A 23,962-nucleotide genomic window follows, 5' to 3' on the forward strand; every position below is an offset into this window, starting at 1 on the left:
CGCCGCCCCGCCAGCGGTTCAGCCGGTCGGGGGGCGATCGTCCACCGGCACCTCGACGCCGTTCTCGTCCCGGATCTCCACCCCCGCGGCGCGCAGGCTGTAGAAGAGCAGCCAGCGCTCCGCGGGGGAGAGCGCGTCGTCCGGGAGCGCGGCGTCGATCTCGCGGAGCGTGAGCGCGCCCCGCTGGATGCCCCGCTGGAACAGCGCCTTGCGCGCCCGGTGGGTGTCGCTCGACTTCACTGCCCCTCGGTGTCCGGCGGCCGGTCCACCGCGGGCGCGGCCACCGCCGGCGCCGCGGCCAGCGGCCGGCCCACCGAGACCGGCCGGCTCGGGTTCTCCGGCGGCGCCTCGGTGTGCCCGTGCCCCTCGATGCCCCCCGGCCGCTCGGCCTTGGGGCCCCAGATGCGCTGGATCTGCTCCTCCTCGATCACCTCCGCCGTGAGGAGCCGGGCCGCCATGGCGTCGAGCTTGTCCCGGTGCTCGCGGATGATCTCCCGGGCCCGCTCCTGCGCCTCGAGCACGAGCCGCTGCACCTCGCGGTCCACGTCGAGCGCGGTCTGGTCGGAGTAGGTCCGGTTCTCCGGCACCTTCATCCCGAGGAAGGTCGGCCCCGAGGAGTCGGACAGCGCCACCGGCCCGAGGCTCTCGCTCATGCCGTAGTCCCGCACCATCAGGCGGGCCAGGCTCGTCGCCTGCTGGAGGTCGTTCGAGGCGCCGGTGGACGGCTCGCCGAAGACCTCCTCCTCCGCCACCCGGCCGCCCATGAGGCCCGACATGCGGTCGCGCAGCTCGCTGCGGGTGAGCAGGTAGCGGTCCTCGATGGGGAGCTGGAGCGTGTAGCCGAGGGCGCCGAGGCCGCGCGGGATGATCGAGACCTTCGAGACCCGGTCGGCGTTCGGCAGCAGCCAGTTGACGAGCGCGTGCCCGGACTCGTGGAAGGCCACGATCTCCTTCTCCCGCTCGTTGATGCGCCGGCTCTTCTTCTCGAGCCCGGCGACCACCCGCTCGATGGCCTCCTCGAACTCGGAGCGGCCCACCGCGTTCTTGTTCCGCCTCGCCGCCAGCAGCGCCGCCTCGTTCACCACGTTGGCGAGGTCCGCGCCGGCGAAGCCGGGCGTGCGGGCCGCGATGGAGCGCAGGTCCACGTCGGGCGAGAGCTTCACGTTCCGGGCGTGGATCTGCAGGATCTTCTCCCGGCCGCGCTTGTCGGGCCGGTCCACCAGCACCTGGCGGTCGAAGCGGCCCGGGCGCAGGAGCGCCGGGTCGAGGATCTCCGGCCGGTTGGTCGCCCCCATGACGATGAGGCTGGCCCGGTTGTCGAAGCCGTCCATCTCGGCGAGGAGCTGGTTCAGGGTCTGCTCGCGCTCGTCGTGGCCGCCCATGATCCCGGCGTTGCGGCTCTTGCCGAGGGCGTCGAGCTCGTCGATGAAGACGATGCAGGGCGCCTTCGAGGTGGCCTGCTGGAACAGGTCGCGGACGCGGGCCGCGCCCACGCCCACGAACATCTCCACGAACTCCGAGCCGGAGAGCGAGAAGAAGGGCACGCCCGCCTCTCCGGCGGTGGCGCGCGCGAGGAGCGTCTTGCCGGTGCCGGGCGGCCCCACGAGCAGCACGCCCTTGGGGATCCGGCCGCCGAGGCGGCGGTACTTCTCGGGCGTCTTCAGGAACTCGACGATCTCCTGCAGCTCCTCGACCGCCTCGTCGATGCCGGCGACGTCCTTGAAGGTGATCCCGGTGTCGGGCTCCATGTGCACGCGGGCGCGCGTCTTGCCGAACGCCATCACGCCCGGCGGGCCCTGGCCCATCTGCCCCGACATGCGCCGCATCACCCAGCTCCAGAAGAGGAGGCCGATGGCGATGGGCGCGATCCAGACCCAGAAGAAGTCGCCCACCCCGCCGCCGGCCACCGCGTCGTACTCGACCTTGGAGCTCTCGATCTGCTTCAGCAGGTCCTCGTCGCCGGCGATGCGGGTCGCGACGTACGGGAGCGACTGCGGCGGCGCCGTGAGCTTCTGGCCCTTGTCCTGGCCCGCCTCACCCGCCTTCGGATAGCCGCGCACCCAGTCCGGGCCGACCACCACCTTCTCGAAGGTGTTCTGGCGGAGCATCTCCTTGAACTGGGAGTAGCCGATGCGCCGCACCCCCACGTCCTGGAAGGCGCGGAACAGGAAGACGGCGAGCGCGATCAGGACGAGCCAGGCGGCCGGCGAGGAGAACGGAGACCGGCCGGGCTGACCGAGCTTGGGTTTGTCGGACTTGGAGCCAGGCACCTTCTCGGTCTTCTTCACGCAACCCTCCGGCCCACCTTTTCAGGGAATGTGTGCACGCCCGCCCCCTTGGCAAATGCCTGGGGGCCGGCATGGCGGGCACGACGCGGATGGGGCGTCGAGGGGGCTGCGCGGGCTCAGCGCCCGAGGAGGAATCTGCTCACGAAGCCTACAGGCCGAGCAGCTTCGCGATGGTCTTCTCGTCGGCGGCCGGGAACTCGTACTGGTCGAGCTCGTCGGGGCGGACCCAGCGGTGCGAGTGGACGCGGACGTGCTGGATGCGCCCCTCCATCACCTTGCAGCGGTAGACGCAGAAGTCGACGTCGTAGTTCTCGTAGCCGTGCTCGACGTGGATGACGCGGGGACCGACCGCCACGCCGATGGCCATCTCCTCGCGGAGCTCGCGGGCGAGCGCCTCCTCGTCGGTCTCGCCCGGCTCGACGCGGCCTCCGGGGAACTCCCAGAGCAGCGGCAGGGAGGCGGTCGGAGGCCGCTGCGTGATGAGGTAGCGGCCCTCCTCCTCGATCATGGCCCCCACCACCCGGATCTTACGGCGCATCTCCGCCTCGCTCTCTTCGGTCGCCGCGCTGTCCTAAACTTTCCAGGGCGTGAAGGGTCATTCTAGAATTTGGACCCGATGGCGTCCATCCACTCGACCGGCCCGATCCTCCTCGACGCCGCCATGGGGACCACCCTCCAGGCCCGGGGCCTCCCCGACGGGGTCCTGCCGGAGGAGTGGCTGCTCACGCGGCCGGAGGAGATCGCTGCGGTGCACGCCGCCCACGCCGCGGCGGGCGCCCGGATCCTGCTCTCGTGCACCTTCAACTGCGCCTCCGAGCGGCTGGCGCGCCGGGGCGTCCAGTCCTCCCTCTTCGAGATCTGCACCCGCGCCCTCGCGCTCGCCCGGCGCACCGTGCCGGTGACCGAGGTGGCCGGGGCGGTCGGTCCGGGGGACGCCGGCCAGGCGGGGCGGTACCGGGAGGCGTTCCGCGCCCTGGCGGGCGCCGGCGCCGATCTGCTCTGGGCCGAGAGCCAGTGGGAGCCGGGGGAGGCCCGGGCCGCGCTCCTGGCCGGCCTCGCCACCGGCCTGCGCACGGTGGTCACCCTGACCCCGGTCGCCCGCGCGGGCAGGCTGCTCCTGCCCGGCGGCGGCGACCTCGCCGGCGCGCTCCGGTCGCTCGCCGCGGAGGGGGCCGCGGCGGTCGGCCTGAACTGCGGCTTCGTGGGGCCGGCGCTGGAGCGGTTCGTCTCGGACGTCGCCGGGACCCTGCCGGTGCCGCTCGTCGTGAAGCCGAGCGCCGGGCTCCCGGGGCAGGTGCTGCCGCCGGAGGAGTGGGCGGAGCGGGTCGCCCGCCTGGCGGCGCTCGGCGCGGACTGGCTCGGCGGGTGCTGCGGCGCGAGCCCCGAGCACCTCGCCGCGCTGAGCCTGCGGCTCTAGGCGCGCCGGTCAGCCCTGCGCGCGCGGGTAGGAGCCGAGCAGGTGCAGGGCGTGGACGCGCTGCAGCGCGCCCATGAGCGCCTCGGCGCAGGCCGGGTCGGCCCGGTGCCCCTCGAAGTCGAGGTAGAAGACGTAGTGCCCGAGGGCCTGCTTCATCGGGCGGCTCTCGATGCGCGAGAGGTTGATCTGGCGGCGCGCGAGCTCGCCCATCACCTCGTACAGGCCGCCCGGGCGGTCGCGGTCGAGCGTGAAGGCGATGCTGGTCTTGTCCCGGCCGGTGGGGGCCTCGTCCTCGCGCGCCACGAGCACGAAGCGGGTGGTGTTGGCCTCGGCGTCCTGCACGTCCTCCGCCAGGATCTCGAGGCCGTAGCGGAGGGCGGCGGCGCGCGGGCCGAGGGCGGCGAGGGCGGCCCCCTCCCCCTGCGCCGCGACGAGCCGGGCCGCCTCGGCGGTGGAGGCGGTGGCCTCGAGCGGCACCCCGCGCAGCCGCTCCCGGAGGAACCCGGCGCACTGGCCGAGCGGCTGCGGGTGCGACAGGACCTTCTTCACGTCCTCGAGCCGGGTCCCCCGGGCGGCCATGAGCTGCTGCTCGATGGGCAGGAGCACCTCGCGGCGGATCCGCAGCCCGGGCCGGTGGACGAGGAGGTCGAGCGTGGCGTTCACGCTCCCCTCGATCGAGTTCTCGATGGGCAGGAGCGCCGCGTCCACCTCGCCCTTCGCCACCGCCTCGTAGGCGTCGGGGATCGAGGGGTACGGGACGTGCTCGCCCCCGCGGGCCAGATCGCAGCGGCCCACCGCCTCCTCGCTGAAGGTGCCGGGCGGCCCGAGGTATGCGACGCGCATGCGTCTGCTTGTAGCAGGCGCGCCGCGCCGGCGCGAGGACGGCGAAAAAGTGAAGGGCCGGAACCCCTCGCAGGATTCCGGCCCTTCGTTGTGGGCGCCGCAGGTTTCGAACCTGCGACCCCCGCCGTGTGAAGGCGGTGCTCTACCGCTGAGCTAGGCGCCCTTTCGCCATTTCAGAGCCGCGTCGCCGCGACGTCGAAACGGCGGCGGAGTATGCCTACGGAGGGGGCGGCTGTCAACGCGAACTCTTGCCGAGCTTCTCGGAGAGCTCGCGCGCCTTCCGCTTGAGGCGCGCCGCCTGCTTCTGCAGGTCCTGGTAGTCCGGACGGGCCGCGAAGCCGAAGGCGTGGAGCACCGTCTCCTGCGCCGACTCGAGCCGCTTCACGCCGCGCTGGGCGGCCCCGACCGCCCGGGCCACGGCCTCCTGTCCGCGGGGATCCTCGAGCACCGCGCGGGCCGCGCGCGCCACCGCCCGCGCGCCCAGGCCGAGGAGGTCCGCTCCGGGTGGCTTCCTCATCCGTCCCTCCTCGCCTCGTCGGCGAACTCGGTGTCGAGCCGGGCCAGGGCCCGCTCCGCCACGTAACGGTAGCCGCTGCGCCGGACCAGCGCCTCCAGATCGCCCTCGACCCGGAGCCGCCCGGAGAGCGCGGTCTTCACCGGGTCGAGCCGGCCCAGCAGGAGCTCCTTCCAGAGCCGGTACGGTGCGCGGAGCACGTACTCGGGCTCGAGCTCCAGGAGGTCGTCCGGATCGGCGAGGACGCGGGCCTCCGCGATCCGGCCCGACTCCTGCCGCCCCCAGACGGCGAAGGCGCCGCGGAAGTGCGGCGGGTCGGGCTCCACCACCGCGCCGAGGTCGCGCCCCAGCCCGGCGAGCGCCTTTGCGAGGTCGGGCTCGGCGTTCACCTGCGCGACCGCGGCGGCGAGCCACTCGGCGGACGGGAAGATCACCGCTCGCCCCGCCGGAACCAGCCGAAGAGGCCGCGCTTCTCGCCCGGCTGGGCCGCCTCCTCGCGCTGGCGCTGCCGGGACTCCTGGGCGAGCGCGCGGCGCAGCGCCTCGGGCGTGTCGCGGGTCGCGAAGTTCACCTGCCGCATCCCCTGCCCCGGCTCGTCGAAGGAGACCCGCAGGAGGGACTCCTCGTCGAGCCGGAAGTCGATGCGCCGCCCGGTCGCGGCGGCCGGGAAGCGGAGCGAGCCCAGGAACTCGTCGTCGACGATCAGGTCGCTCTCGCCCTGGTAGATGTCGATCTCGATGGGCTGCCCCGGCTCGCGCGGCGGCGGCAGGCGGAAGCTCTTCACCGACGGGATGGGCTGGTTCTTCTCGAGGATGCGGCGGAAGTGGCTCGACCCGGTGGCGATGCCGATGGGCATCGAGAGCACGTCGATGAGCGTGACCGAGTCGATCTCGTCGAGCGAGTCGCCGAGCAGCGCGGCCCCGAGCGCCACGCACTCGTCGGGGTGGACCCCGCGGCGCGGCGGCTTGCCGAAGTGCTCGCGGATCTTCTCCTGCACGAGCGGCATCCGGCTCTGGCCGCCGACGAGGATGATCTCGTCGATGTCGCCGGGGTCGAGCCGCTTCTCCGCCAGCACCCGGTCGCAGATCTCGAAGGTGCGGTCCACGAGGTCGCCGGTGAGCGCGTCGAGCTGCCCGCGCGAGAGCGCCGCGCGGACGTCGAGCGGCCGCCCGCGCTTCTCCTCGACGTAGGGCAGCTCGATCATCACGTTGGGGATGAGGGTGAGGTCGATCTTGGCCGCCTCCGCCCCCTTCTTGATGCGCTGCATGGCGATGGGCGAGGCGGCGAGGTCCACCTTGTGCGCCCGCCAGAAGTCCTCGAGGACGTGGTCGATGATCCGGTTGTCGAAGTCCACGCCGCCGAGGAAGGTGTCGCCGCCCGTCGCCAGCACCTCGAACACGTTGCCGGAGAGCTGCAGCACCGAGACGTCGAAGGTGCCGCCGCCGAGGTCGTAGACCAGGATCTTCTGGTCGAGCCCGCGGTTGAAGCCGTAGGCCAGCGCGGCGGCGGTCGGCTCGTTCACGATCCGCTTCACCTCGAAGCCGGCGAGCCGCCCCGCCTCCTTCACGGCGTTGCGCTGGTTGTCGTTGTAGTAGGCCGGGACCGAGATCACCGCCTGGCCGATGGGGTGCGCGAGGAAGGCCTCGGCCACGCGCTTCACCTGGCCGAGCACCATCCCGCTCACCTGCGGGAGCGAGTAGACCTGCCCGCCGAGGAGCACCGCGGCCTCTCCCTGCGGCCCCTCCACGATCTCGTACGAGTAGTAGTTGCGGAGCTCCTGGACCACCTTCGAGGCGTACTTGCGCCCGATGAGCCGCTTCGCGCCGTAGATGGTGTTCCTCGGGTTGACGAGGAGCTGGTCCTTGGCGACCCCCCCGACGAGGAGGTCGCCGCGCTCGGACAGCGCCACCACGCTCGGGAGGATGAGGCTGCCCTTGTCGGTCGGGACCACCCGCGGGATGCGGTTGCGGACGTGGGCCACGCAGGTGTTGGTGGTCCCGAGATCGATGCCGATGATCGGCTTCTCGCGCGCCGGGGCGAGGGTCATGGGGAGCCCTTTTTTACCACAGCCGGGCCGAAGAGCGCGGGCACGGTCAGGGCGGCGGCGAGGGCGCGCGGGGCCTCGCCCGCCAGGGCGGCGGTCGCCGGCGCCGCCGGGAGCGCCAGCCCCATCCCCTCGTCGAGCTGCCAGCGCTCGTAGACGCCCGGCTCGCCGGGCAGCTCCTCGAGGAACCGCGACGCCTTCAGCACCACCCGCTCCCGGTCCTTGGGCGAGGCCATCACCGGGAAGGCGAGGTAGAGCTCGTCCTTGGCGCGCGTGCAGGCGACGTAGAAGAGCCGGCGCTCCTCCTCCTCGCCGTCCCGGTCGCGCAGCGCCTGGGCGCTCGGGAACCGCCCGTCGGCGAGCCACACCACGAACACGGCCCGCCACTCGAGCCCCTTCGCCTGGTGGATCGACGAGAGGACCATCTTCTCGTCGGGCTCGCTCCCCTCCGAGACCGTCTCGGCGGTGAGCTCGGTGAGGAGCGCGATCTCGGCCAGGAACTGCTCGGTGTCCTCGTAGCTCCGGGCGTACTCGGCGAGCTGGCGGAGGTCCTCCACCCGCGAGTCGGCGTCGAGGTGCTCGGCGCGGAGGTGGTCCTCGTAGCCGCCCTCGAGCACCTTCTCGATCGCCTCGCCGGGGAGGTCGCGGGTGGGCGGCCGGGCCAGCGCCCGCACCAGGTCCACGAAGCGGCGGTAGCCGGGCCGCCCCTTGGGCGCGACCTGCCCGGCCACGTCGGGCGCGAGCAGGTCGTCGAGGGTGCCCGCCCCGCCGCGCCGCCGCGCGTCGAGCGCGTTCCAGACCGCCTCGGCGGTGGCGCCGCCGATCCCGGGCTGGAGCTTCAGGGCCCGGCGCAGGGCCAGCTCGTCGCCGGGGTTCTGCGCGAAGCGGAGGTGGGCGAGGACGTCCTTGATGTGGGCCGCCTCGAAGAAGCGCACCCCGCTGCGGACCACGAAGGGGATGCCGCGCCGGGCCAGCTCGAACTGGATCTCCATGGCGTGGCCGTGGGCCCGGTAGAGGACGGCGACCTCCTTCAGCGGGATCCCCTCGTCGCGCAGCTCGAGCACCCGCTGGGCCACGAACCCGGCCTGCTGCTGCACGTCGCGGCAGGGCACGAGCGCCGGGAGCGGCCCGTCGGCGCGCACGCTCGAGAGCTCCTTCTCGAACTGGCGCACGTTCATGGCGATGGAGGCGTTGGCGAGCGACAGGATCTGCGGGGTGGAGCGGTAGTTGACGGTGAGGTCGAACCGCCGCGCGTCGGGGTAGCGCTTCTCGAAGTGCAGGATGTTGGCGAAGTGGGCGCCGCGGAAGGCGTAGATGCTCTGGGCGTCGTCGCCCACCACGCAGAGGTTCCGGTGGGCCGAGGCGAGCAGGTCCACGATGTCGCCCTGGAGCCGGTTGGTGTCCTGGTACTCGTCCACGAGCACGTGCCGGAACCGCTCCGCGAGGGCGCGGCGCACCGGCTCGTGCTCGGCGAGCAGGATCTTCCAGTTCAGGAGGAGGTCGTCGAAGTCCATGGCGTTGAGCGCGTGCTTGCGCTCCGCGTAGGCCCGCGCGACCTTGAGCACGTCCTCCTCGAGCGGCGCGAACTGCGGCGTGCGGGTGGCGAGCAGGTCCGCGAGCGGCGTCTGCGTGTTGATCGCCATCGACACGAGGTCGAGGAGCAGGTCGGCCTTGGGGAAGCGGCGCGGGCCCACCGAGAGGCCGGCCGAGGCGATGGCGGCCCCCATCACCTCCTTCGCGTCCTCGCGGTCGAGGATGCTGTAGCCCTTGGCGTAGCCGAGGACGGGGGCGTGCTCGCGCAGCACCCGGTGGGCGACGTGGTGGAAGGTGCCGCCCCAGATCTGCCGCGTGTCGAGCCGCGCCACCTCCTCCACCCGCCGGAGCATCTCTCCCGCCGCCCGGTTGGTGAAGGTGAGGAGCAGCAGCGCGTCGGGAGACAGACCCTCGCGCAGCAGGCGCGCCACCCGGAAGGTGAGCGTGCGGGTCTTGCCCGAGCCGGCGCCGGCGATGACGAGGAGCGGCCCGCCACCCGCCTGCACCACCGCCGCCTGCTGCTCGTTGAGCTGCCCCGCGAGGTCGAGAGCGGCCTCGGCTCGCGCCGCCGGCTTCAGCTGGTACACCCGTGACATGCGTTCAGGGACCGTAGCAGCGCGGGCCGACGCGGGTCAACGCGCGGCCGATGGCGGTCGATTTCTTTACGCGCGGCCGGAGCCCGCTAGAGTTCTCGCATGCTGGCCGTCCGGCAGTGCCTCGCCGCCGCGCTCGCCCTGGTCGTCACGGGCTGCGCCTCGGAGGGGATGGCACGCCGGGCCCGCCACTCCAACCTGCCCCCGCCCGCCGGCGTGAGCCGGGCCGGTGTCCGCGACGTCCGCGGCGCCGGCCCGGCCCGCGCTTTCCCCGGCTCGACCGAGGCGGAGCGGGCCGTGGACGCGGCCGCGAGCCTCCTCGGGCGTCGTCGGGTCCCCGCGGACGGGCTCGAGGACGAGCCCGGCTGCGCGGCGCTGGTCCGGCTCGCCTACGCGCGGGCCGGCCGCCCCCTCCCCCCCGAGGCGTCCGACGCCGCCGCGATCCACGCCCTCGCCGAGCGGCGCGGCCAGCTCCACGGGCCGGCCCACGCGCCCGAGCCGGGCGACGTGCTCTTCCTGGCCGACCGGCCGGGCGGCCCTCCGATGCACGCGGCCATCGTGGCCCGGCGCGAGGCGGATGGCACGCTCCTCGTCATCCACCGCACGCGGCGCGGCGTGGTCCGACTCCGGGCCAACCCCGCCTGGCCCACCCGCATGGCCGACGCCAGCGGACGCAAGGTGAACGACGCGCTCGTGGTGGACCGGCGCGCGCTGCCGGCGGGCGGCCTGGTGATCGACTCGGCCTCGCTGCTGGCGCCCTGACGGTCCGAAGGTCAAGGGAGGGGCTGCGCCCCTCCCCCCGCGGATCACGGGCCGACGGTTCAGGGCTGGGTTCCCGGCCCGGGCGCGGGGCCGGCCGCGGTGCCGCCGAGCTCGGTGCGCCCGCCGACCACCACCCGGAGCACCCGGAGCCGGGAGAGCTCCCGCGGGGTGACCGTGAGCGGGTCGGCCGCGAACACCGTCAGATCGGCGTCCTGGCCGGCCCGGATCTCGCCGCGCCGCCCGCTGGCCAGCGCGGCCACGGCGGCGCCGCGGGTGTAGGCCCGCAGCGCCTCCAGGCGCGTGATGCGCTGCTCCGGCTGCCAGGGGGCGCCGGTCTCCGGGGTCCGCAGCTCCGCCGCCAGCAGGCCGAGCCGGGGGTCGGGGGACTCGATGGGGAAGTCCGACCCGAACGCGAGCGGCACGCCGTAGCGGAGCACCGTCTTCCAGGCGTAGGCGCCCGCCAGGATGGGCGAGTCCTTCCCCAGCCGCTTCTCCACCCAGGGGGCGTCCCGCACCGCGTGGAGGGGCTGCATGGAGGCGACGCACCAGTGGTCCTTCAGGAGGTGGACGTCCTCCGGCGGGAGGAACTGGGCGTGCTCCAGGCGGGGGCGGAGCGGCTCGAGCGCGATCCCGGCCTCGGCGAGCGCGGCGAAGTCCTTCAGCACCTCGGCGTTGGCCCGGTCCCCGATGGCGTGCACCGCCGGCTGGAACCCGGCCCGCGCCACCGCCTCGATGCGCGCGCGCAGCTCGGCCGGCGGGGTCATCCAGAGGCCGCGGTTGCCGGGGAGGTCGTCGGCGTATTCGGACGAGATCGCCGCGCCGCGGCTCCCGAGCGCGCCGTCGGCGTAGAGCTTCACGGCGCGCACGGTGAGCCGGCCGACCTCCGGGGTCGCCTTCCAGAGCGCCATGAGCCGCTCGACCTCCGGCATCGGCTGCTGCCCGTCGATCATGGCGTAGACGCGGATCGGCAGGCGCCCCGCCTCGGCGAGCCGGCGGTAGGCCTCGAGGGTGTCGCCGTCGCAGCCGGCGTCGTGCACCTCGGTGAGCCCGAGCGCGAGCAGCTCCCGCAGCGCGCGGAGGATCCCCTCCTCCAGCTCGGCCGGCGCGGGCTTCGCGAGCCGCTGCGCCACGAGATCCACGGCGTTGTCCACGAGCACGCCGCTGGGGCGGCCGTCGGGGTAGTGGAGGATGCGGCCGCCGTCCGGGTCGGGCGTCGCGGCGTCGATCCCGGCGGCGGCCAGGGCGGCCTCGTTGACCCAGGCGGCGTGGCCGTCGTTCCGCATGAGGAGCACCGGGTGCTCCGGCACCGCCACGGTGAGGGAGCGCTCGGACGGGAACCGCGAGGCCGGCCACTCCTCCTGGTTCCACCCGCGGCCGCGGATCCAGGTCCCGGGCGGCGCCCGGCGGGCCCGCTCGGCGACCCGCGCCGCGCACTCCTCCTCGCCCCGGGTCCCCTCGCAGTGCACCTCGAGGAGCGAGCGGCCGAAGCCGTAGACGTGCCCGTGCGCGTCCACCAGGCCGGGAACGGCGACTCCCCTGCCGAGGTCGAGCACCGGCACGTTGGGGCGCGTCTGGGCGAGGCAGTCGGGGAGCGTCCCCACGCAGGCGAACTTGCCGTCGCGGACGAGGGCGGCGGCGGCCCAGCCGTCCGGCGCGAGCAGCCGGCCGGCGACGACGTAGTCGTCCTTCATCTGCTCCTCCGTGAGGGCGCGCTTCACCGGCGCGGCGGCGCAGGCCGCGAGGGCCATGACGAGGGCGGCGAGGAAGAGGCGGCGCATGCCGCCGTCGTATCAGGCCCCCGGCGCGCCGTCACGCGTTCCGGGCGGTCCGGGCCCAGGCGGCCGCCTGGGTGCCGCGCAGGAAGCGCCAGAGCCCCACCGCCAGCGCCGCGTTCATGGCCACGAAGTAGTGCGCGCTCGACATGAGCCGGCGGGCCGGGCCGCCGGCCCCGAGCCGCCCGCCGAGCGCCAGCAGGTAGAAGGCCACCTGCGCGGCGAGCAGCGCCTGGTACCCGAGCAGCCCGCGCGCGGCGAGGGCCGCCGAGGCGACCAGGGCGCCAGCCAGCAGGAAGGGCGTCAGCCAGCGCAGGAGCTTGTGGGCGACGAACGCGAAGCAGAGGAACCCCTGCCGCGGATCGAGGAGCTGCGGCACGAGCGTGAGCGCCTGCCAGTTCCCGGCGCCGATGCGGGCCTTGCGCCCGAACTCGCGCCCGTAGTCCTCGGTGGTCTCCTCGAACGCCACCGCCTCCGGCTCGAAGGGCACGCGCCACCCTCGCGCCGCCACCTGCACGCAGGCGACGAAGTCGTCGGTGATCGTGGCGGGGTCGAGCGGCCGGAACAGGAGCCGGCGCATGGCGTAGATCCCGCCGTTGGCGCCGAGCACCAGCCCCTGCTTCCCCTCGTAGTACTTGAGGAGGGTCTCGTAGCTCCAGTAGAGGCTCTCCTCGTAGTCGCGCCGGACGCGGTTGTAGAGCCGCAGCCGCCCCACCACGGCGCCCACCTCCGGATCCTGGAAGTGGCGCACCAGCGCGCGCAGCGCCCCCTTCTCCACCATCACGTTGGCGTCGGTGAAGACCACCAGCTCGCCGCGGGCCTCCGGCACGAGCCGCGACAGCACCGCGGACTTCCCGGCGCGCACCGGGAGCTCCCGCACCTGGATGCGGGGGTCGCCGACCTCGCGGGCCAGGGCGGCGGTCCGATCGGTGCAGCCGTCGCACCCGACGAGCACCTCGATCCGGTCCGGCGGGTAGTCGAGCGCGAGGCAGTTCTCGAGCTTCTGCCGGATGCAGCCCTCCTCGTCGAAGGCGGAGAAGACGATCGAGATCGACGGCCAGCGGTCCTCGCGCAGCCGACGCCGCCGGTCGCCGCCGCCCGTCAGGTACCGCAGGCCGGACAGCGCCTCGCGGAGCCCGGTCAGGGCGGCGAGCAGCAGCGGGTAGCCGACGTAGCTGAACCCGACCAGGGCCAGCGAGGCCCAGAAGACGAATTCCATGCCCCGCGCTGACAGCAAGAGGCGCGCCACCGCGGCCACGGCAGGAGCGAAGAGCGCTCTGGGGCCGGCCGGCAGGCGCGGCGGCGCGGCGACGCTCCGGACGGGCGAGCGGCCAGGCGGTCCGGGGGGCTGGGAAAAAGACTACCGCGCCGGAGACGCGGGGTTCCGCGCGGCGGTCGCGAGCGGCGGCTCGACCGGGCCCGGGCGGGCGGCCGACGCGGCGGGCGCCGCCGGCGCTGGCGGAGAAGGCGGGGGCACGAGCGCCTGCGCCAGCGCCGCGGCGGTCGCGTGCTGCGGGTTGGAGCGGACCAGCTCGGACAGGATCCGCAGCGCGTCGTCGCGCCGCTCCGCCTCGACGAGCGCGCGCGCGGCGAGGAGCCGGGCCCGGAGGAGCTCGGGGTGGGCGCGGGAGAGGTCCAGGAGGCCGGTCAGCCCCCGCTCGCGCCGGGCGGCGTCCTTCGCGCCGGCGTTGGCGCTGGCGCGCGCCAGCTCGAGCCAGGGATCGGAGAGCTTCTGCGCGTCGGCGCGGGCCAGGGCCTGCGCCGCGCCCTCGCGGTTGCCGCCGAGGGCGTCGTAGAGGGCGAGCGCGCGCAAGACGGCGGGATCGCCGGGGTGGTCGCGCACCAGCGAGGAGAGGATCCCCTTGGCCGAGGCCTCGCGCCGGTTCCCCTGCTCCCGCAGGTCGTCGTAGCGGGCCGTCAGCGCCTTCACGCGGGCCGAGAGCTCCGCCTCGCGCCGCTCCCAGCCGGCCGGCCGGTCGGACTTGAGCTGCGCCAGCTCGGCGCCGTCCCGGGCGTACTCCCGCTGCAGCCGGGCCGCCTCCCAGGAGAGATCCGACAGCTCGAGGACGCGCGCCAGCGCCACGTCGGCCTCGGCCTGGAAGAGGTTGCCGTCGAGCGCCGAGGCGGCGGCGAAGGCGTCGGCGGCGGCGGCGAGGCTGCCGGGGTCGTCGCGGAGGAGCAGCGTGTGCCCCTCCTTCCGCTTCGTCGCGGCGCCGGGGTCGGTCTGCCGGCCCAGGAAGGCGTGCACCGCCCAGGCGCCGAGCGCGAGCAGGGCGATGACGAGGAGCGCCACCCCGACCCAGCGGAGCGAGGCGCCGCCGCCGCGGCGGGTGGAGCGCATCCGCTGCACGGAAGAGCGGTAGGCGCTCGACATCGGCACGGAAGGGCCGGGCGCGGCGCCGGCCGAGGTCGGCCGGGCCCAGGGCGGCACCGGCGCGCCCTGCCCCTCCGCCTTCGGGGCGGGCCCGGCGCGACGGGGAGGGCCCGCGAGCTCGTCGTCGGAGCCCTCCAGCGTGGAGAGCCGGGGCGGCTCCGGGAGCGGCTCGGGCGCGGGCTCCGGAGCGGCCTCCGCGGAGCTGGGCGCCTCGCCGGACTCGTCGATCGCCCCATTCCTGGCTGGCGCTGCGGCGGACGGGGGCGGCTGCGGGCTCGGCTCGGGGCGGGAGGCGGGCGCCGGCGGAGCGGCGGGCTCGGCGCCGGCCGGACGCATCGCCGTGAACACGTGCTCGCAGCGCGTGCACTGCACCAGGGCCCCCTCCGCCGGGACGAGCTTTTCGTCGAGCTCGTAGACGGTGGAGCATCGTTCGCAGCGGATGTGCAAAGGCGTCTCCCAGGAACCTCTCGGGAGGCGCAGCGTAGCGCAGGTCAACGGCTCGCGCCACGTTCACGAGCCCCCCGAAAGCGCCCGAGGATTCCCCGGCGAGCCCTCGGCTCCGGCGCGGAGCCAGGGCCTCGCCCGGGCCAGCCGCGCGGGCCCGATCCCGCGCACCCGGGCGAGGTCGTCCACCGAGCGGAAGGGCCCCCGCTCCTCCCGGTCGGCGACGACCGCCGCGGCGAGCCGGGCGCTCAGGCCGGGCACGCCGGCCAGGTCCTCGGCGGTGGCCCGGTCGAGGTCGATGGGGGCGCCGGCGAGGCGCGCCTCGCGCCCGGAGAGGCCGCGCCGCGGCCCGGGGTCCGTCGCGCAGCCGACCCAGCCGCGTGGCGGCGCTCCCCTCCCCTCCGGCGCGCACTCCCGCCCGCGGCCGGGGTGGAAGAGGACGCGCCGCGCCGCGGCGGGCGCGAGCGTCAGGAGCGCGAGCAGGAGGAGCGCGAGGCGGCGGGCCACGCGACCGCGGGGAGCAAGTTCCGCGCCGAAGCCGTCGCGCGCGCCGCGGAGCGCGCGGCGTGCGCGGGCGGGCCTCCCGGCGTCCGGGAGGGAGCCTCGGCCGGCGTCAGCCGGCGACGGGCCGGAGGCAGAGCGCCCGGTTGAGCGCGGTGACCGCCTTCTTGTAGTCGGCCCGGTCGATGACGAACTGCATGTTGACCTGCCGCAGCGACTGCGAGAACGCGTTCACGTTGATCTGGTTCTCGGCCAGCACCTGGGTGGCGCGGGCGAGGACGCCGGGGATGGCCATGTTCGAGCCGATCACGCAGACCACCGCCGCCGGCACCACCGTGACGAGCTCGTAGCGGTTCTCGAGCTCCTCCACGAAGGCCGAGGTGACCGCCTTCTCCCAGACCACGTGGGTGATCGAGTTCGCGTTGGTGGTCTTGACGATGTACGAGACCCCGTGGCGCCGGAAGATCTCCATGACGCCGAGGTCGAAGCCGACCGTGCCGACCATCGAGGGATCGTGGATCTCGAGCGCGCTCACCTTGGTGGTGCCCGCGATCACCTCGATGCGGGCCTTCTCGCCCACGTAGTCCTTGGTGATGAGCGTGCCCGGGTGCTCGGGCTCGAAGGTGTTCTTGAGCCGGATGGCGATGCCGGCGAGCTCCATCGGCTTCGCCGCCTTGGGGTGGATCGCCTCCATGCCGACGTCGGCGAGCTGGTCGGCGACGTCGTAGTTGGTCGCGCCCACCACCACGGTGTTGGCCGGGCCGACGATCTCCGGGTCGGCGGAGGAGAGGTGGTACTCCTTGTGGATCACCGCCTCGTCGGCCTTGAGCTCCACCGCGACCTTGCTGAAGGTCACCTCGGAGTAGCCCCGGTCGAACTCCCGCATGATGCCCTCGACGCCCTTGGTGTAGCCGGTGACGACGAGCACCTCCTCGCGCGGATCGACCCCCTGGAACGACTCGTGGATCCGCTCGTCGATGGTGAGCGGCTCGTCGTCGTCGAAGCCGGAGAGGTCGAGGAGGCGCGCCCGCACGCCCTTGGCCTTCAGGATCTCGACGCTGTTGAAGGCGCTGTGGACCTCGCCGATGGCCGCCAGCATCTCGCGGGCCGCGAGGAGCACGTTCTCGCGCCGGACGTAGCCCGACCCGAGCACGTGGCGCATCGAGTCGAGGTAGCCCTCGAGCTCGCGCATCCGGGTCTCGATGAAGCCGTTGGCCCGGCCGAGGTCGAGCCCCAGCGGGGCGAGCCCGGCGTTCAGGTCCTCGAGCCTCTTCGTGAGCGCGCCGAGGGCCTCGGCGAAGTCGGCGCCGGAGGCGAACCGGGCGTAGACGCCCGGCTCCCCGGTCTTCTTGTGCTCGAGCAGCTGGTTCGTCACCCCGGCGTAGGCCGAGACGACGTACACCCGCCCGTAGATCCGCTCGGGCTCCCGCAGCATGATGTTCGCGAGCACGTCCTCGAACTTCGACATCGAGGTGCCGCCGATCTTCTCGACGCTGATCATCTGGCCTCACGCGGGCGGTGGGGGTGGAGCGAAGCCCGTCGATGATACTTGAAGTGCGGTCGGCGGCAACTCCGCCACGCCGCTACCGGAGGGCCAGGCGGACCGCCTTGCGCAGCCCGGCCCAGGGGAGCAGCCGGAGCGCCTCGTCGAGCGGGAAGAGCCCCGCCTCCGCGTGCTCGGCCGAGAGCCGCCAGGCGAACCCGTCCGGCAGGCGGGCGGCGAAGGCGGTCTCCTCGACGAGCAGCAGGCCTTCCGGGGGCCGGGCCAGGAGCGCCGGATCGACCGAGAAGGCGTGCCGGTAGTCGAGCGGCGCGACCTCGCTCGCGGCGCCGGTCTCCTCCCGGAGCTCCCGCGCCGCGGCGGCGGCCGCCGACTCGCCGGGCTCGATCCGGCCGGTGACCGGCTGCCAGAACCCGCCGCGCTCGGCCGTCCGGCGGAGCAGGAGCACCCTGCCGTCGGGCGCGACGGGCACCACCGCCACCGTGCGGACGTCGGGCGGCGCCTCGCGCCGGGCCCGGCCGAAGAGCGCGCAGAGGTGGTGCGCCAGCCGCTCCTCCACCTCCGCGAGCGGCGGGGCGGCCCTTCCGCGGGCCTCCAGCTCGGCCGCCAGGCTCGTCACCCCGAGCCGCGGGTCGGCGATGCCGCAAGGGACGATGGTCTGGAAGTGGCCGAGGTCGGGCGCGGCGTTGAAGGCGAAGCCGTGGCTCGTGATCCAGCGCGACAGGTGCACGCCGACGGCGCCGACCTTGCGGGTCCCTACCCAGCAGCCGCGGTGCTCCGGGTGACGGCCGGCCTCGACGCCCCAGTCGGCGCAGGTCCGGATCATCGCCTCCTCGAGGTCGCCCACGTAGCGGCGGACGTCGGGGCGATCCGAGAGGTCGAGGATCGGGTACCCCACCACCTGCCCGGGCCCGTGGTAGGTGACGTCGCCGCCGCGGTCGGTCTCGTGGATCTCGAAGCCGCGCGAGGCGAGCCAGTCGCGGGAGGCGACGATGTTCCGCTGGCTGGCGCTCCGGCCCATCGTCAGGACCGGCGGGTGCTCGAGGAGGAAGAGGTGGTCCTCCCCGGGCGGCGCGCCGGCCGCCACGGCGGCGCCGGCCCGGCGCATCAGCGCGAGCCCGTCCTCGTACTCGACGCGGCCGAGCTTGTGGACGGCGAGGGTCCTCACGCCTGCGCCGCCGCCCGCGCGTCGGCCTTGCGCGGCCGCTCCGGCCGGTTGAGCGCGTGGATGGCCTCGCCGAGCGCGGCCTTGCAGGCCTCCATGAGCGCCTCCGGCAGCGTCGGGTGCGCGTGGACGGTGAGCGCGACGTCCTCGAGGTAGGCGCCCATCTCGAGCGCCAGGGCCGCCTCGGCGATGAGGTCGGAGGCCTCGGGGCCGACGATGGTCGCGCCGAGGAGCAGCCCCGAGCCCTTGTCGCCCACCACCTTCACGAAGCCGTCGGTGTGGTCGATGGCGATGGCGCGGCCGAGCGCGCCGAAGCCGAACTTGCCGACCACCGGCTCGTAGCCCGCCTTGCGGGCCTCCTCCTCGGAGAGCCCGACGCTCGCGACCTCCGGCTCGGTGAAGATGGCGGCCGGCATGGCCACCCAGTCGCGCACCGACTTCTTGCCGGCGATCGCCTCGGCGGCGATCTCGCCCTCCTTCGACGCCTTGTGGGCGAGGAGCGGCGGGCCGGAGAGGTCGCCGACGCAGTAGATGGACGGCACGCTCGTCTGGTAGCGCTCGTTCACCTCCACGAAGCCCTTCGGCCCGATCTTCACGCCGACCGCGTCGAGCCCGAGCCCGGACGCGTCCGGCCGCATCCCGACCGCCACCAGCACCTTGTCGCAGGGGATGGCCTGCTCCTTGCCGTCCACCTCGATGCGGACCGCGAGCCCGTCCTTGCCCCGGTCGAGCCCCTTGGCCTTGGCCGAGACGTGGACCGCGACCTCGCGCTGGCGGAGGTTCTTCTGCACCACCCGCACCGCCTCGGGATCGATCCCGGTGAGGAGCTGGGGGAGGGCCTCCACCACCGTGACCTTGGAGCCGAGCCGGGCGTAGGTGCTCCCGAGCTCGAGGCCGATGATGCCGCCGCCGATGACCACGAGGTGCTTCGGGATCTCCGGGAGGTCCACCGCCTCGCGGGCGCTCCAGACGTCCTTGCCGTCGAACTCGAACCCGGGGATCTGGATGGTGCGGGCCCCGGTGGCGACGATGAAGGCCGGCGCCTCCACGCGCCACTCGCCCTTCTCGCCCTTCACCTCGATGGCGTTCGGCGCCACGAAGCGCCCCGCGCCGCGGAGGACCTCGACGCCGTTCCCCTTCTCGAGCGTGCCGACGCCGCCCACGAGCTTCTTCACCACCTCGTTCTTGAAGGCGCGCAGCTTCTCGACGTCGATCCGGGGCTGGTCCGCGATGATGCCGCGATCGGCGGCGCCGCGCATCTCGTCCACCAGGTTGGCGACCGCGATGAGCGCCTTGGACGGGATGCACCCCCAGTTCAGGCAGACGCCCCCCAGCGACTCCTTCTCCACGAGCGCCGTCTTCTTGCCGAGCTGGGCGAGCCGGATGGCGGCCACGTAGCCGCCCGGCCCTGCGCCGATCACCACCGCGTCGAAGGTCTTGGTGTCCATGCGTGCCCCTCCCGAGGCGCCGCAGTCATAGCGCCTGACGGCCGCCCTCGCCAGCGCTCTCGCGCGCCCGGGCCGGGCCGGGGGGCTCGGGGTCGAGCCACCGCCGCTGGTCGGCGAGCTGCCAGGGCGGGCGCGCGTAGACGTCCTCGAGGAGGGTCTCGCGGGCGGGCGCCGGGAGCGCCTCCGCCTCGGCGACGGCGCGGTGCACCAGGGCCTCGAGCTCGACGCGGAGCGCCGCCGCGGCGGCGTCGTCGAGCAGGCCGCGCCCGCGCAGGTACGCGCCGAGCCGGGCCAGCGGGTCGCGCCGTCGCCAGACCTCCACCTCGGCCTCGTCGCGGTAGACGCGCGGGTCGTCGGAGGTGGAGTGCGCCCCGATCCGGTAGGTCTCGAGCTCGAGGAAGCTCGGCCCGCCGCCGTCCCGCGCCCGCTCCACCGCGGTCCGGGTGGCGGCGTAGACCGCGAGCGCGTCGTTCCCGTCCACCCGCGCGCCCGGCAGCCCGTACGCCCGCGCCTTGACGGCGATGGTCGCGGAGCCCGACTCGGCCGCGGTGGGGGTGGAGATGGCCCAGTGGTTGTTCTGGCAGAGGATGACGACCGGCGGCTCGAGCACCCCGGCGAAGTTCATGGCGGCGTGGAAGTCGGCGCTGGCGGTGCCGCCGTCGCCGATGTACGCGAGCGCCACCCGCCGGTCCCCCCGGAGCTTCATCGCCAGCGCGGCGCCGACGGCCTGGGGGAGCTGCGAGCCGATGCAGGAGGACCAGGAGACCTGGTTCACCTCCCGCCCGGACATATGGGAGGGCATCTGCCGGCCCTTGAGCGCGTCGCCCGCGTTCCCGAAGACCTGGCACAGCCAGGTGACGAGGTCGAAGCCGCGCAGGAGCATGGCCCCGGACTGCCGCAGCGCCGGGAAGATCCAGTCGTCCGGCTCGGCGGCGGCGGCGCTGGCGAGGCAGGCCGCCTCCTCCCCGGTGCAGGCGCCGTAGAAGCTCACCCGCCCCTCGCGCTGCAGCGTGAGCATCCGCTCGTCGAGGACCCGCTGCAGCACCATGGCGCGGTGGAGCCGCAGGAGCCGCTCCGGCGCGAGCTCCGGCGGCGGCCCGACCACCCGCCCCTCCTCGTCGAGGACGCGGAACAGGCCGAGCTCGGGCGAGGGGTCGCCCATGGGGACGCCTAGACCAGCTCCATGAAGAGCAGGTTCGGGTCCTCGAGGTAGCCGATGAGCGTGTAGGCGAAGGCGGCGCCGACGTGCCCGTCCACGATCCGGTGGTCGAAGGAGAGGGAGACGTGCATCACGTCCCGGATCACCACCTGGCCGTCGCGGGCCACCGGCGTGGGCCGGATGCGGTGGACGCCGAGGATCGCCACCTCCGGGTGGTTGATGATCGGGGTGGCGAACAGCCCGCCCAGCGCGCCCAGGCTGGTGATGGTGAAGGAGGAGCCGCCGAGGTCCTCGAGCCGGAGCTTCCCCCCGCGGGCGTCGGCGCCGAGCCGCTCGATCTCTCGCGCGAGGTCGAGGAGCGATCGCCGGTCGGCGTCGCGCACCACCGGGACCACCAGCCCCTGCTCGGTCGCGGCGGCGACGCCGAGGTGGAAGGTCCGCTTGCGCCGGACCTCCTGGCGCCCCTCGTCCACGAGCGCGTTGAGCGCGGGGTGCTTCTTCAGCGCGGCCACCGCCGCCTTCACGATGAACGGGAGGAAGGTGACCTTCACCCCCTGCTCGCGCGCGGCGCCGGCGATCCGGTCCTTCACGCGGGTGAGCTCGGTGACGTCCACCTCCTCGACGAAGGTGAAGTGGGCGGCGGTGTGCTTCGAGACCGCCATGTGCTCGGCGATCTTCCGGCGCAGCCCGCGCAGCGGCACCACCTCGTCGTCCGGCGCGGCGCCGCGGAGCGCGGCCGCCGGCGCGCCCTCCCCGGCGGGCGCGGCGGCCGGGCGGGCCGCGGCGGCAGGTCGCCCGTCCACGCCGTCGCGGGCGGCGCTCACGTCGTCCTTGGTGACGCGGCCGCCGGGTCCGGTGCCGGGGACGGACTGGAGGTCCACGCCGAGCTGGCGGGCCAGGGCGCGTACGGCCGGGGCGGCGAGGGCGCGGTGCGCGGCCCCTCCCCGACCCTCTGCCGCCGCGCGGGAGAGGGGGAGAACCGCCGGCGATTCAGGCGACGCGGGCGCTGCGGTGCTCCCTCCCCGCTCGGGCGGGGAGGGCTGGGGAGGGGCGGCCAGGGGCACCGCGCTGCCGGCCTCCGGCGCCGACGCCCCCGCCGCCTCCTCGATCTCGATCTCCAGGAGCGGCTGGTGCACCTTGGCGAGGTCGCCCTCCTTCCAGAGGAGCCGGGTCACCCTCCCCCGCCGCGGCGACGGGATGGTGACGGTGGCCTTGTCGGTCATGACCTCGACGAGCGGCTGGTCCTCGCGGACCGGATCGCCGGGCTTCACGAACCACTGCTGGATCTCCGCCTCGACCACGCCCTCGCCGATGTCGGGGAGGATGAACTGGTAGGCCATGCGTCCCTCGGTGCGGTGCTCGGGTGTGGAGCCTAGAAGGCGGCGACCTCGCGCAGGGCGCGCAGGATGCGGGGGGCTCGCGGCAGGTACTCCGCCTCGAGCGTGTACGGGAAGGGGGTGTCGAAGCCGGTGACCCGGGTGATGGGCGCCTCGAGCGAGAGGAAGCAGCGCTCCTGGATGAGCGCCGAGAGCTCGGCGCCGAAGCCGCAGGTCCGGGGCGCCTCGTGGACGATCACCGCGCGCCCGGTCTTCCTGACCGATCGCTCGATGGCGTCCACGTCGAGCGGCTGGAGCGAGCGGAGGTCGAGGAGCTCGCAGTCGAGGCCCGCCTCGGCCGCCTCGCGCACCGCCTGGTCGGCCTCGTGCCACATCGCGCCCCAGGCGATGACGGTGATCTGCGAGCCCTCGCGCGTCACCCGGGCCTGGCCGAGCGGGATCTCGTACTCGCCCTCGGGCACCTCCCCCTTGGCCGCGCGGTAGACCCGCTTCGGCTCGAAGAAGAGCACCGGGTCCGGATCGCGGATGGCGGAGATGAGGAGCCCCTTGGCGTCGTACGGGTTCGAGGGCACCACCACCTTCAGCCCGGCGGTGTGGATGAAGTGGGCCTCGGGCGACTGCGAGTGGTAGTGGCCGCCGCGGATGCCGCCGCCGTAGGGGCTGCGGATCACCATGGGGCAGGCGTACTGGCCGCCGGAGCGGTACCGGTACTTCGCCACCTCGTTCACCAGCTGGTCCATCGCCGGGAAGATGAAGTCGGCGAACTGGATCTCGGGGACCGGGCGCAGGCCGTAGAGCGCCATCCCGACCGCGGTGCCGATGATGCCGCCCTCGGCGAGGGGGGTGTCGATCACCCGGTCCGCGCCGAACTCGTCGTGCAGCCCCTGGGTGGCGCGGAAGACGCCCCCGAACCGCCCCACGTCCTCGCCGAGCACGACCACGTTCGCGTCGCGCCGCATCTCGGTGCGCAGCGCGTCGTTCACCGCCTGGATCACGTTCATCGTGGGCACGGCGCTAGCCCTCCTCGCGCAGCCGGGCGGCCCGCGGGTCCGCGTCCACCGCCGCCCGCAGCTCCTCGAGCTGCTCGCGCTGCTGCCAGAGCGGCTCGGCGTAGACGCCCTGGAAGAGGCTCTCGAGCGGCGGCTTCGGCGGGAGCGCCTCGGCCTCCCGCATCGCGGCCAGGATCTCGGCCTGGGCCTGCTCCCGGAGCGCCGCGTCGTCGGCCTCGGAGAGGAGCCCGCGCCAGGCGAGGTGCGCCTTGAGGCGCAGGATGGGGTCCTTCTTCCGCCACGGCTCGACCAGCTCGGGCGCGCGGTAGGCCCGGGGGTCGTCGCTCGTGGAGTGACCCTCCATCCGGTAGGTGACGCACTCGATCAGGGTGGGGCCCTCGCCGGCGTGGGCGCGCGCCCGGGCGAGCCGGGTCGCCTCGTACACCGCGAGGAGGTCGTTCCCGTCCACCCGCTCGCCCCGCATGCCGTACCCGAGGGCCTTCTCGGCGAAGGTGACGGCGGCGGTCTGCCGCTCGCGCGGCACGCTGATGGCCCAGCCGTTGTTGCGGCAGACGAAGACCACCGGGACCTTCCGCACGCCGGCGAAGTTGAGCCCGGTGTGGAAGTCGTTGGCGCTCGTGGCCCCCTCGCCGAAGTAGACGAGCGGCACCATGTCGTCCCCCTTGATGCGGGCCGCCCAGCCGGCGCCGACCGCCTGCGGGATCTGGGTGGCGATGGGAGAGCTGATGGAGGCGAAGCGCCCGGCGGCGAAGGCCTCGTGGCACGGCATCTGGTGGCCGAGCATGAGATCGCCCGAGTTGCCGAGCAGGTCGCAGAGGAACCTCTGGAGCGGCAGGCCGCGCAGCAGCGCCGCGCCGTGCTCGCGGTAGCAGGGGAAGATCCAGTCCTGGTCGGCCATCGCCGCCGCCGCGCCGAGGACCGTCGCCTCCTCGCCGATGGAGCCGATGTAGAAGCCGATCCGGCCCTGCCGCTGCAGCTGGATCATCCGCTCGTCGAGGAGCCGGTTCAGCACCATGAGCCGGTAGAGCGATACGAGCCGCTCCGCCGGCAGGTGCAAGCGCGAGAGGTCGGCGCTCCCGTCGTCGGCGAGGACGGTCTCGAGCGGGAACTCCTTCTCCGGCCGATGGGGCGCGGGGCGCTGGGCGAACGGCGGGAGCTCCGGCATGGCGTGGCCGTTCTGGCCGCCGTGCCCGTTCCGCTTCACGAGGTTCTGGTGGATCTCTCGCCGCATCGGTCGCTCCGAATCCAGGGTGAGGA

The 23,962-nt window shown here is 74.3% G+C and carries 21 protein-coding genes and 1 tRNA gene; 2 read left to right on the forward strand and 20 right to left on the reverse strand.

Annotated features, from left to right (window positions below; translation table 11 throughout):
- Positions 1-18: 18 nt before the first annotated feature.
- The 3 genes from AMPC_RS04095 to AMPC_RS04105 form a co-directional block, all read right to left on the reverse strand.
- Positions 19-240 carry an RNA polymerase sigma factor region1.1 domain-containing protein gene (locus AMPC_RS04095; RefSeq protein WP_248344540.1) on the reverse strand — a complete coding sequence of 74 codons (222 nt, stop codon included), beginning with the start codon at positions 238-240 and terminating at the stop codon, positions 19-21.
- Positions 237-2,288, reverse strand: coding sequence for an ATP-dependent zinc metalloprotease FtsH (gene ftsH, locus AMPC_RS04100; protein WP_404800627.1), 2,052 nt, complete (start codon positions 2,286-2,288; stop codon positions 237-239). The genes AMPC_RS04095 and ftsH overlap by 4 nt, the downstream gene beginning before the upstream one ends.
- Before the next feature lie 148 nt (positions 2,289-2,436).
- Positions 2,437-2,826: a (deoxy)nucleoside triphosphate pyrophosphohydrolase gene (locus tag AMPC_RS04105; protein ID WP_248344541.1), complete on the reverse strand. Its 390-nt coding sequence runs from the start codon at positions 2,824-2,826 to the stop codon at positions 2,437-2,439.
- Positions 2,827-2,904: 78 nt separating this feature from the next.
- Between AMPC_RS04105 and AMPC_RS04110 the strand changes: the two genes are divergently transcribed.
- Positions 2,905-3,705, forward strand: coding sequence for a homocysteine S-methyltransferase family protein (locus AMPC_RS04110; protein ID WP_248344544.1), 801 nt, complete (start codon positions 2,905-2,907; stop codon positions 3,703-3,705).
- A gap of 9 nt (positions 3,706-3,714) precedes the next feature.
- Here AMPC_RS04110 and pheA read toward each other — a convergent pair whose 3' ends face one another.
- From pheA to AMPC_RS04140, 6 genes are all read right to left on the reverse strand, one after another.
- The gene (gene pheA / locus AMPC_RS04115; protein ID WP_248344546.1) at positions 3,715-4,548 is read right to left on the reverse strand and encodes a prephenate dehydratase; all 834 of its coding nucleotides are present in this window, start codon (positions 4,546-4,548) and stop codon (positions 3,715-3,717) included.
- Positions 4,549-4,639: 91 nt separating this feature from the next.
- A tRNA-Val gene (locus AMPC_RS04120) sits at positions 4,640-4,711 on the reverse strand.
- A gap of 72 nt (positions 4,712-4,783) precedes the next feature.
- Positions 4,784-5,065, reverse strand: coding sequence for a hypothetical protein (locus AMPC_RS04125; protein ID WP_248344548.1), 282 nt, complete (start codon positions 5,063-5,065; stop codon positions 4,784-4,786).
- Positions 5,062-5,496 (reverse strand): SCP2 sterol-binding domain-containing protein, encoded by a 435-nt coding sequence (locus AMPC_RS04130; protein WP_248344550.1) that lies wholly within the window; start codon positions 5,494-5,496, stop codon positions 5,062-5,064. Before AMPC_RS04130 ends, AMPC_RS04125 begins: the two co-directional genes overlap by 4 nt.
- Complete coding sequence (locus AMPC_RS04135; RefSeq protein WP_248344552.1) at positions 5,493-7,109, reverse strand: Hsp70 family protein; 1,617 nt, start codon at positions 7,107-7,109, stop codon at positions 5,493-5,495. Before AMPC_RS04135 ends, AMPC_RS04130 begins: the two co-directional genes overlap by 4 nt.
- Complete coding sequence (locus AMPC_RS04140; RefSeq protein WP_248344554.1) at positions 7,106-9,235, reverse strand: ATP-dependent helicase; 2,130 nt, start codon at positions 9,233-9,235, stop codon at positions 7,106-7,108. Before AMPC_RS04140 ends, AMPC_RS04135 begins: the two co-directional genes overlap by 4 nt.
- Positions 9,236-9,334: 99 nt before the next feature.
- Between AMPC_RS04140 and AMPC_RS04145 the strand changes: the two genes are divergently transcribed.
- Entirely contained in the window at positions 9,335-9,994 is a 660-nt protein-coding gene (locus AMPC_RS04145; protein ID WP_248344557.1) for a C40 family peptidase, read from the forward strand.
- A 59-nt stretch (positions 9,995-10,053) separates the two neighbouring features.
- Here AMPC_RS04145 and AMPC_RS04150 read toward each other — a convergent pair whose 3' ends face one another.
- The 11 genes from AMPC_RS04150 to AMPC_RS04200 form a co-directional block, all read right to left on the reverse strand.
- Positions 10,054-11,772: an amidohydrolase gene (locus AMPC_RS04150; RefSeq protein ID WP_248344559.1), complete on the reverse strand. Its 1,719-nt coding sequence runs from the start codon at positions 11,770-11,772 to the stop codon at positions 10,054-10,056.
- 31 nt (positions 11,773-11,803) lie between these two features.
- Complete coding sequence (locus AMPC_RS04155) at positions 11,804-12,985, reverse strand: glycosyltransferase family 2 protein (RefSeq protein ID WP_248344562.1); 1,182 nt, start codon at positions 12,983-12,985, stop codon at positions 11,804-11,806.
- Positions 12,986-13,126: 141 nt separating this feature from the next.
- A complete protein-coding gene (locus AMPC_RS04160; protein WP_248344565.1) occupies positions 13,127-14,587 on the reverse strand; it encodes a zinc-ribbon domain-containing protein in 1,461 nt (486 codons plus the stop codon).
- Between the two features lie 63 nt (positions 14,588-14,650).
- Positions 14,651-15,091, reverse strand: a complete 441-nt coding sequence (locus AMPC_RS04165; RefSeq protein ID WP_248344566.1) for a ComEA family DNA-binding protein — start codon at positions 15,089-15,091, stop codon at positions 14,651-14,653.
- Positions 15,092-15,197: 106 nt separating this feature from the next.
- Complete coding sequence (locus tag AMPC_RS04170; RefSeq protein ID WP_248344567.1) at positions 15,198-16,586, reverse strand: aspartate kinase; 1,389 nt, start codon at positions 16,584-16,586, stop codon at positions 15,198-15,200.
- Positions 16,587-16,668: 82 nt separating this feature from the next.
- Entirely contained in the window at positions 16,669-17,754 is a 1,086-nt protein-coding gene (gene lipB, locus AMPC_RS04175) for a lipoyl(octanoyl) transferase LipB (protein WP_248344568.1), read from the reverse strand.
- On the reverse strand, positions 17,751-19,199 hold the full coding sequence (gene lpdA / locus AMPC_RS04180) for a dihydrolipoyl dehydrogenase (RefSeq protein WP_248344569.1): 1,449 nt from the start codon (positions 19,197-19,199) through the stop codon (positions 17,751-17,753). The genes lipB and lpdA overlap by 4 nt, the downstream gene beginning before the upstream one ends.
- Before the next feature lie 25 nt (positions 19,200-19,224).
- Positions 19,225-20,361, reverse strand: coding sequence for a thiamine pyrophosphate-dependent dehydrogenase E1 component subunit alpha (locus tag AMPC_RS04185; protein WP_248344571.1), 1,137 nt, complete (start codon positions 20,359-20,361; stop codon positions 19,225-19,227).
- Positions 20,362-20,369: 8 nt separating this feature from the next.
- Complete coding sequence (locus AMPC_RS04190; RefSeq protein ID WP_248344573.1) at positions 20,370-21,698, reverse strand: dihydrolipoamide acetyltransferase family protein; 1,329 nt, start codon at positions 21,696-21,698, stop codon at positions 20,370-20,372.
- A gap of 32 nt (positions 21,699-21,730) precedes the next feature.
- Positions 21,731-22,705: an alpha-ketoacid dehydrogenase subunit beta gene (locus tag AMPC_RS04195; protein ID WP_248344575.1), complete on the reverse strand. Its 975-nt coding sequence runs from the start codon at positions 22,703-22,705 to the stop codon at positions 21,731-21,733.
- 4 nt (positions 22,706-22,709) lie between these two features.
- Positions 22,710-23,936, reverse strand: coding sequence for a thiamine pyrophosphate-dependent dehydrogenase E1 component subunit alpha (locus tag AMPC_RS04200; RefSeq protein WP_248344577.1), 1,227 nt, complete (start codon positions 23,934-23,936; stop codon positions 22,710-22,712).
- Between the last annotated feature and the right edge of the window lie 26 nt (positions 23,937-23,962).

The organism is Anaeromyxobacter paludicola, assembly GCF_023169965.1.
Lineage (GTDB): Bacteria > Myxococcota > Myxococcia > Myxococcales > Anaeromyxobacteraceae > Anaeromyxobacter_B > Anaeromyxobacter_B paludicola.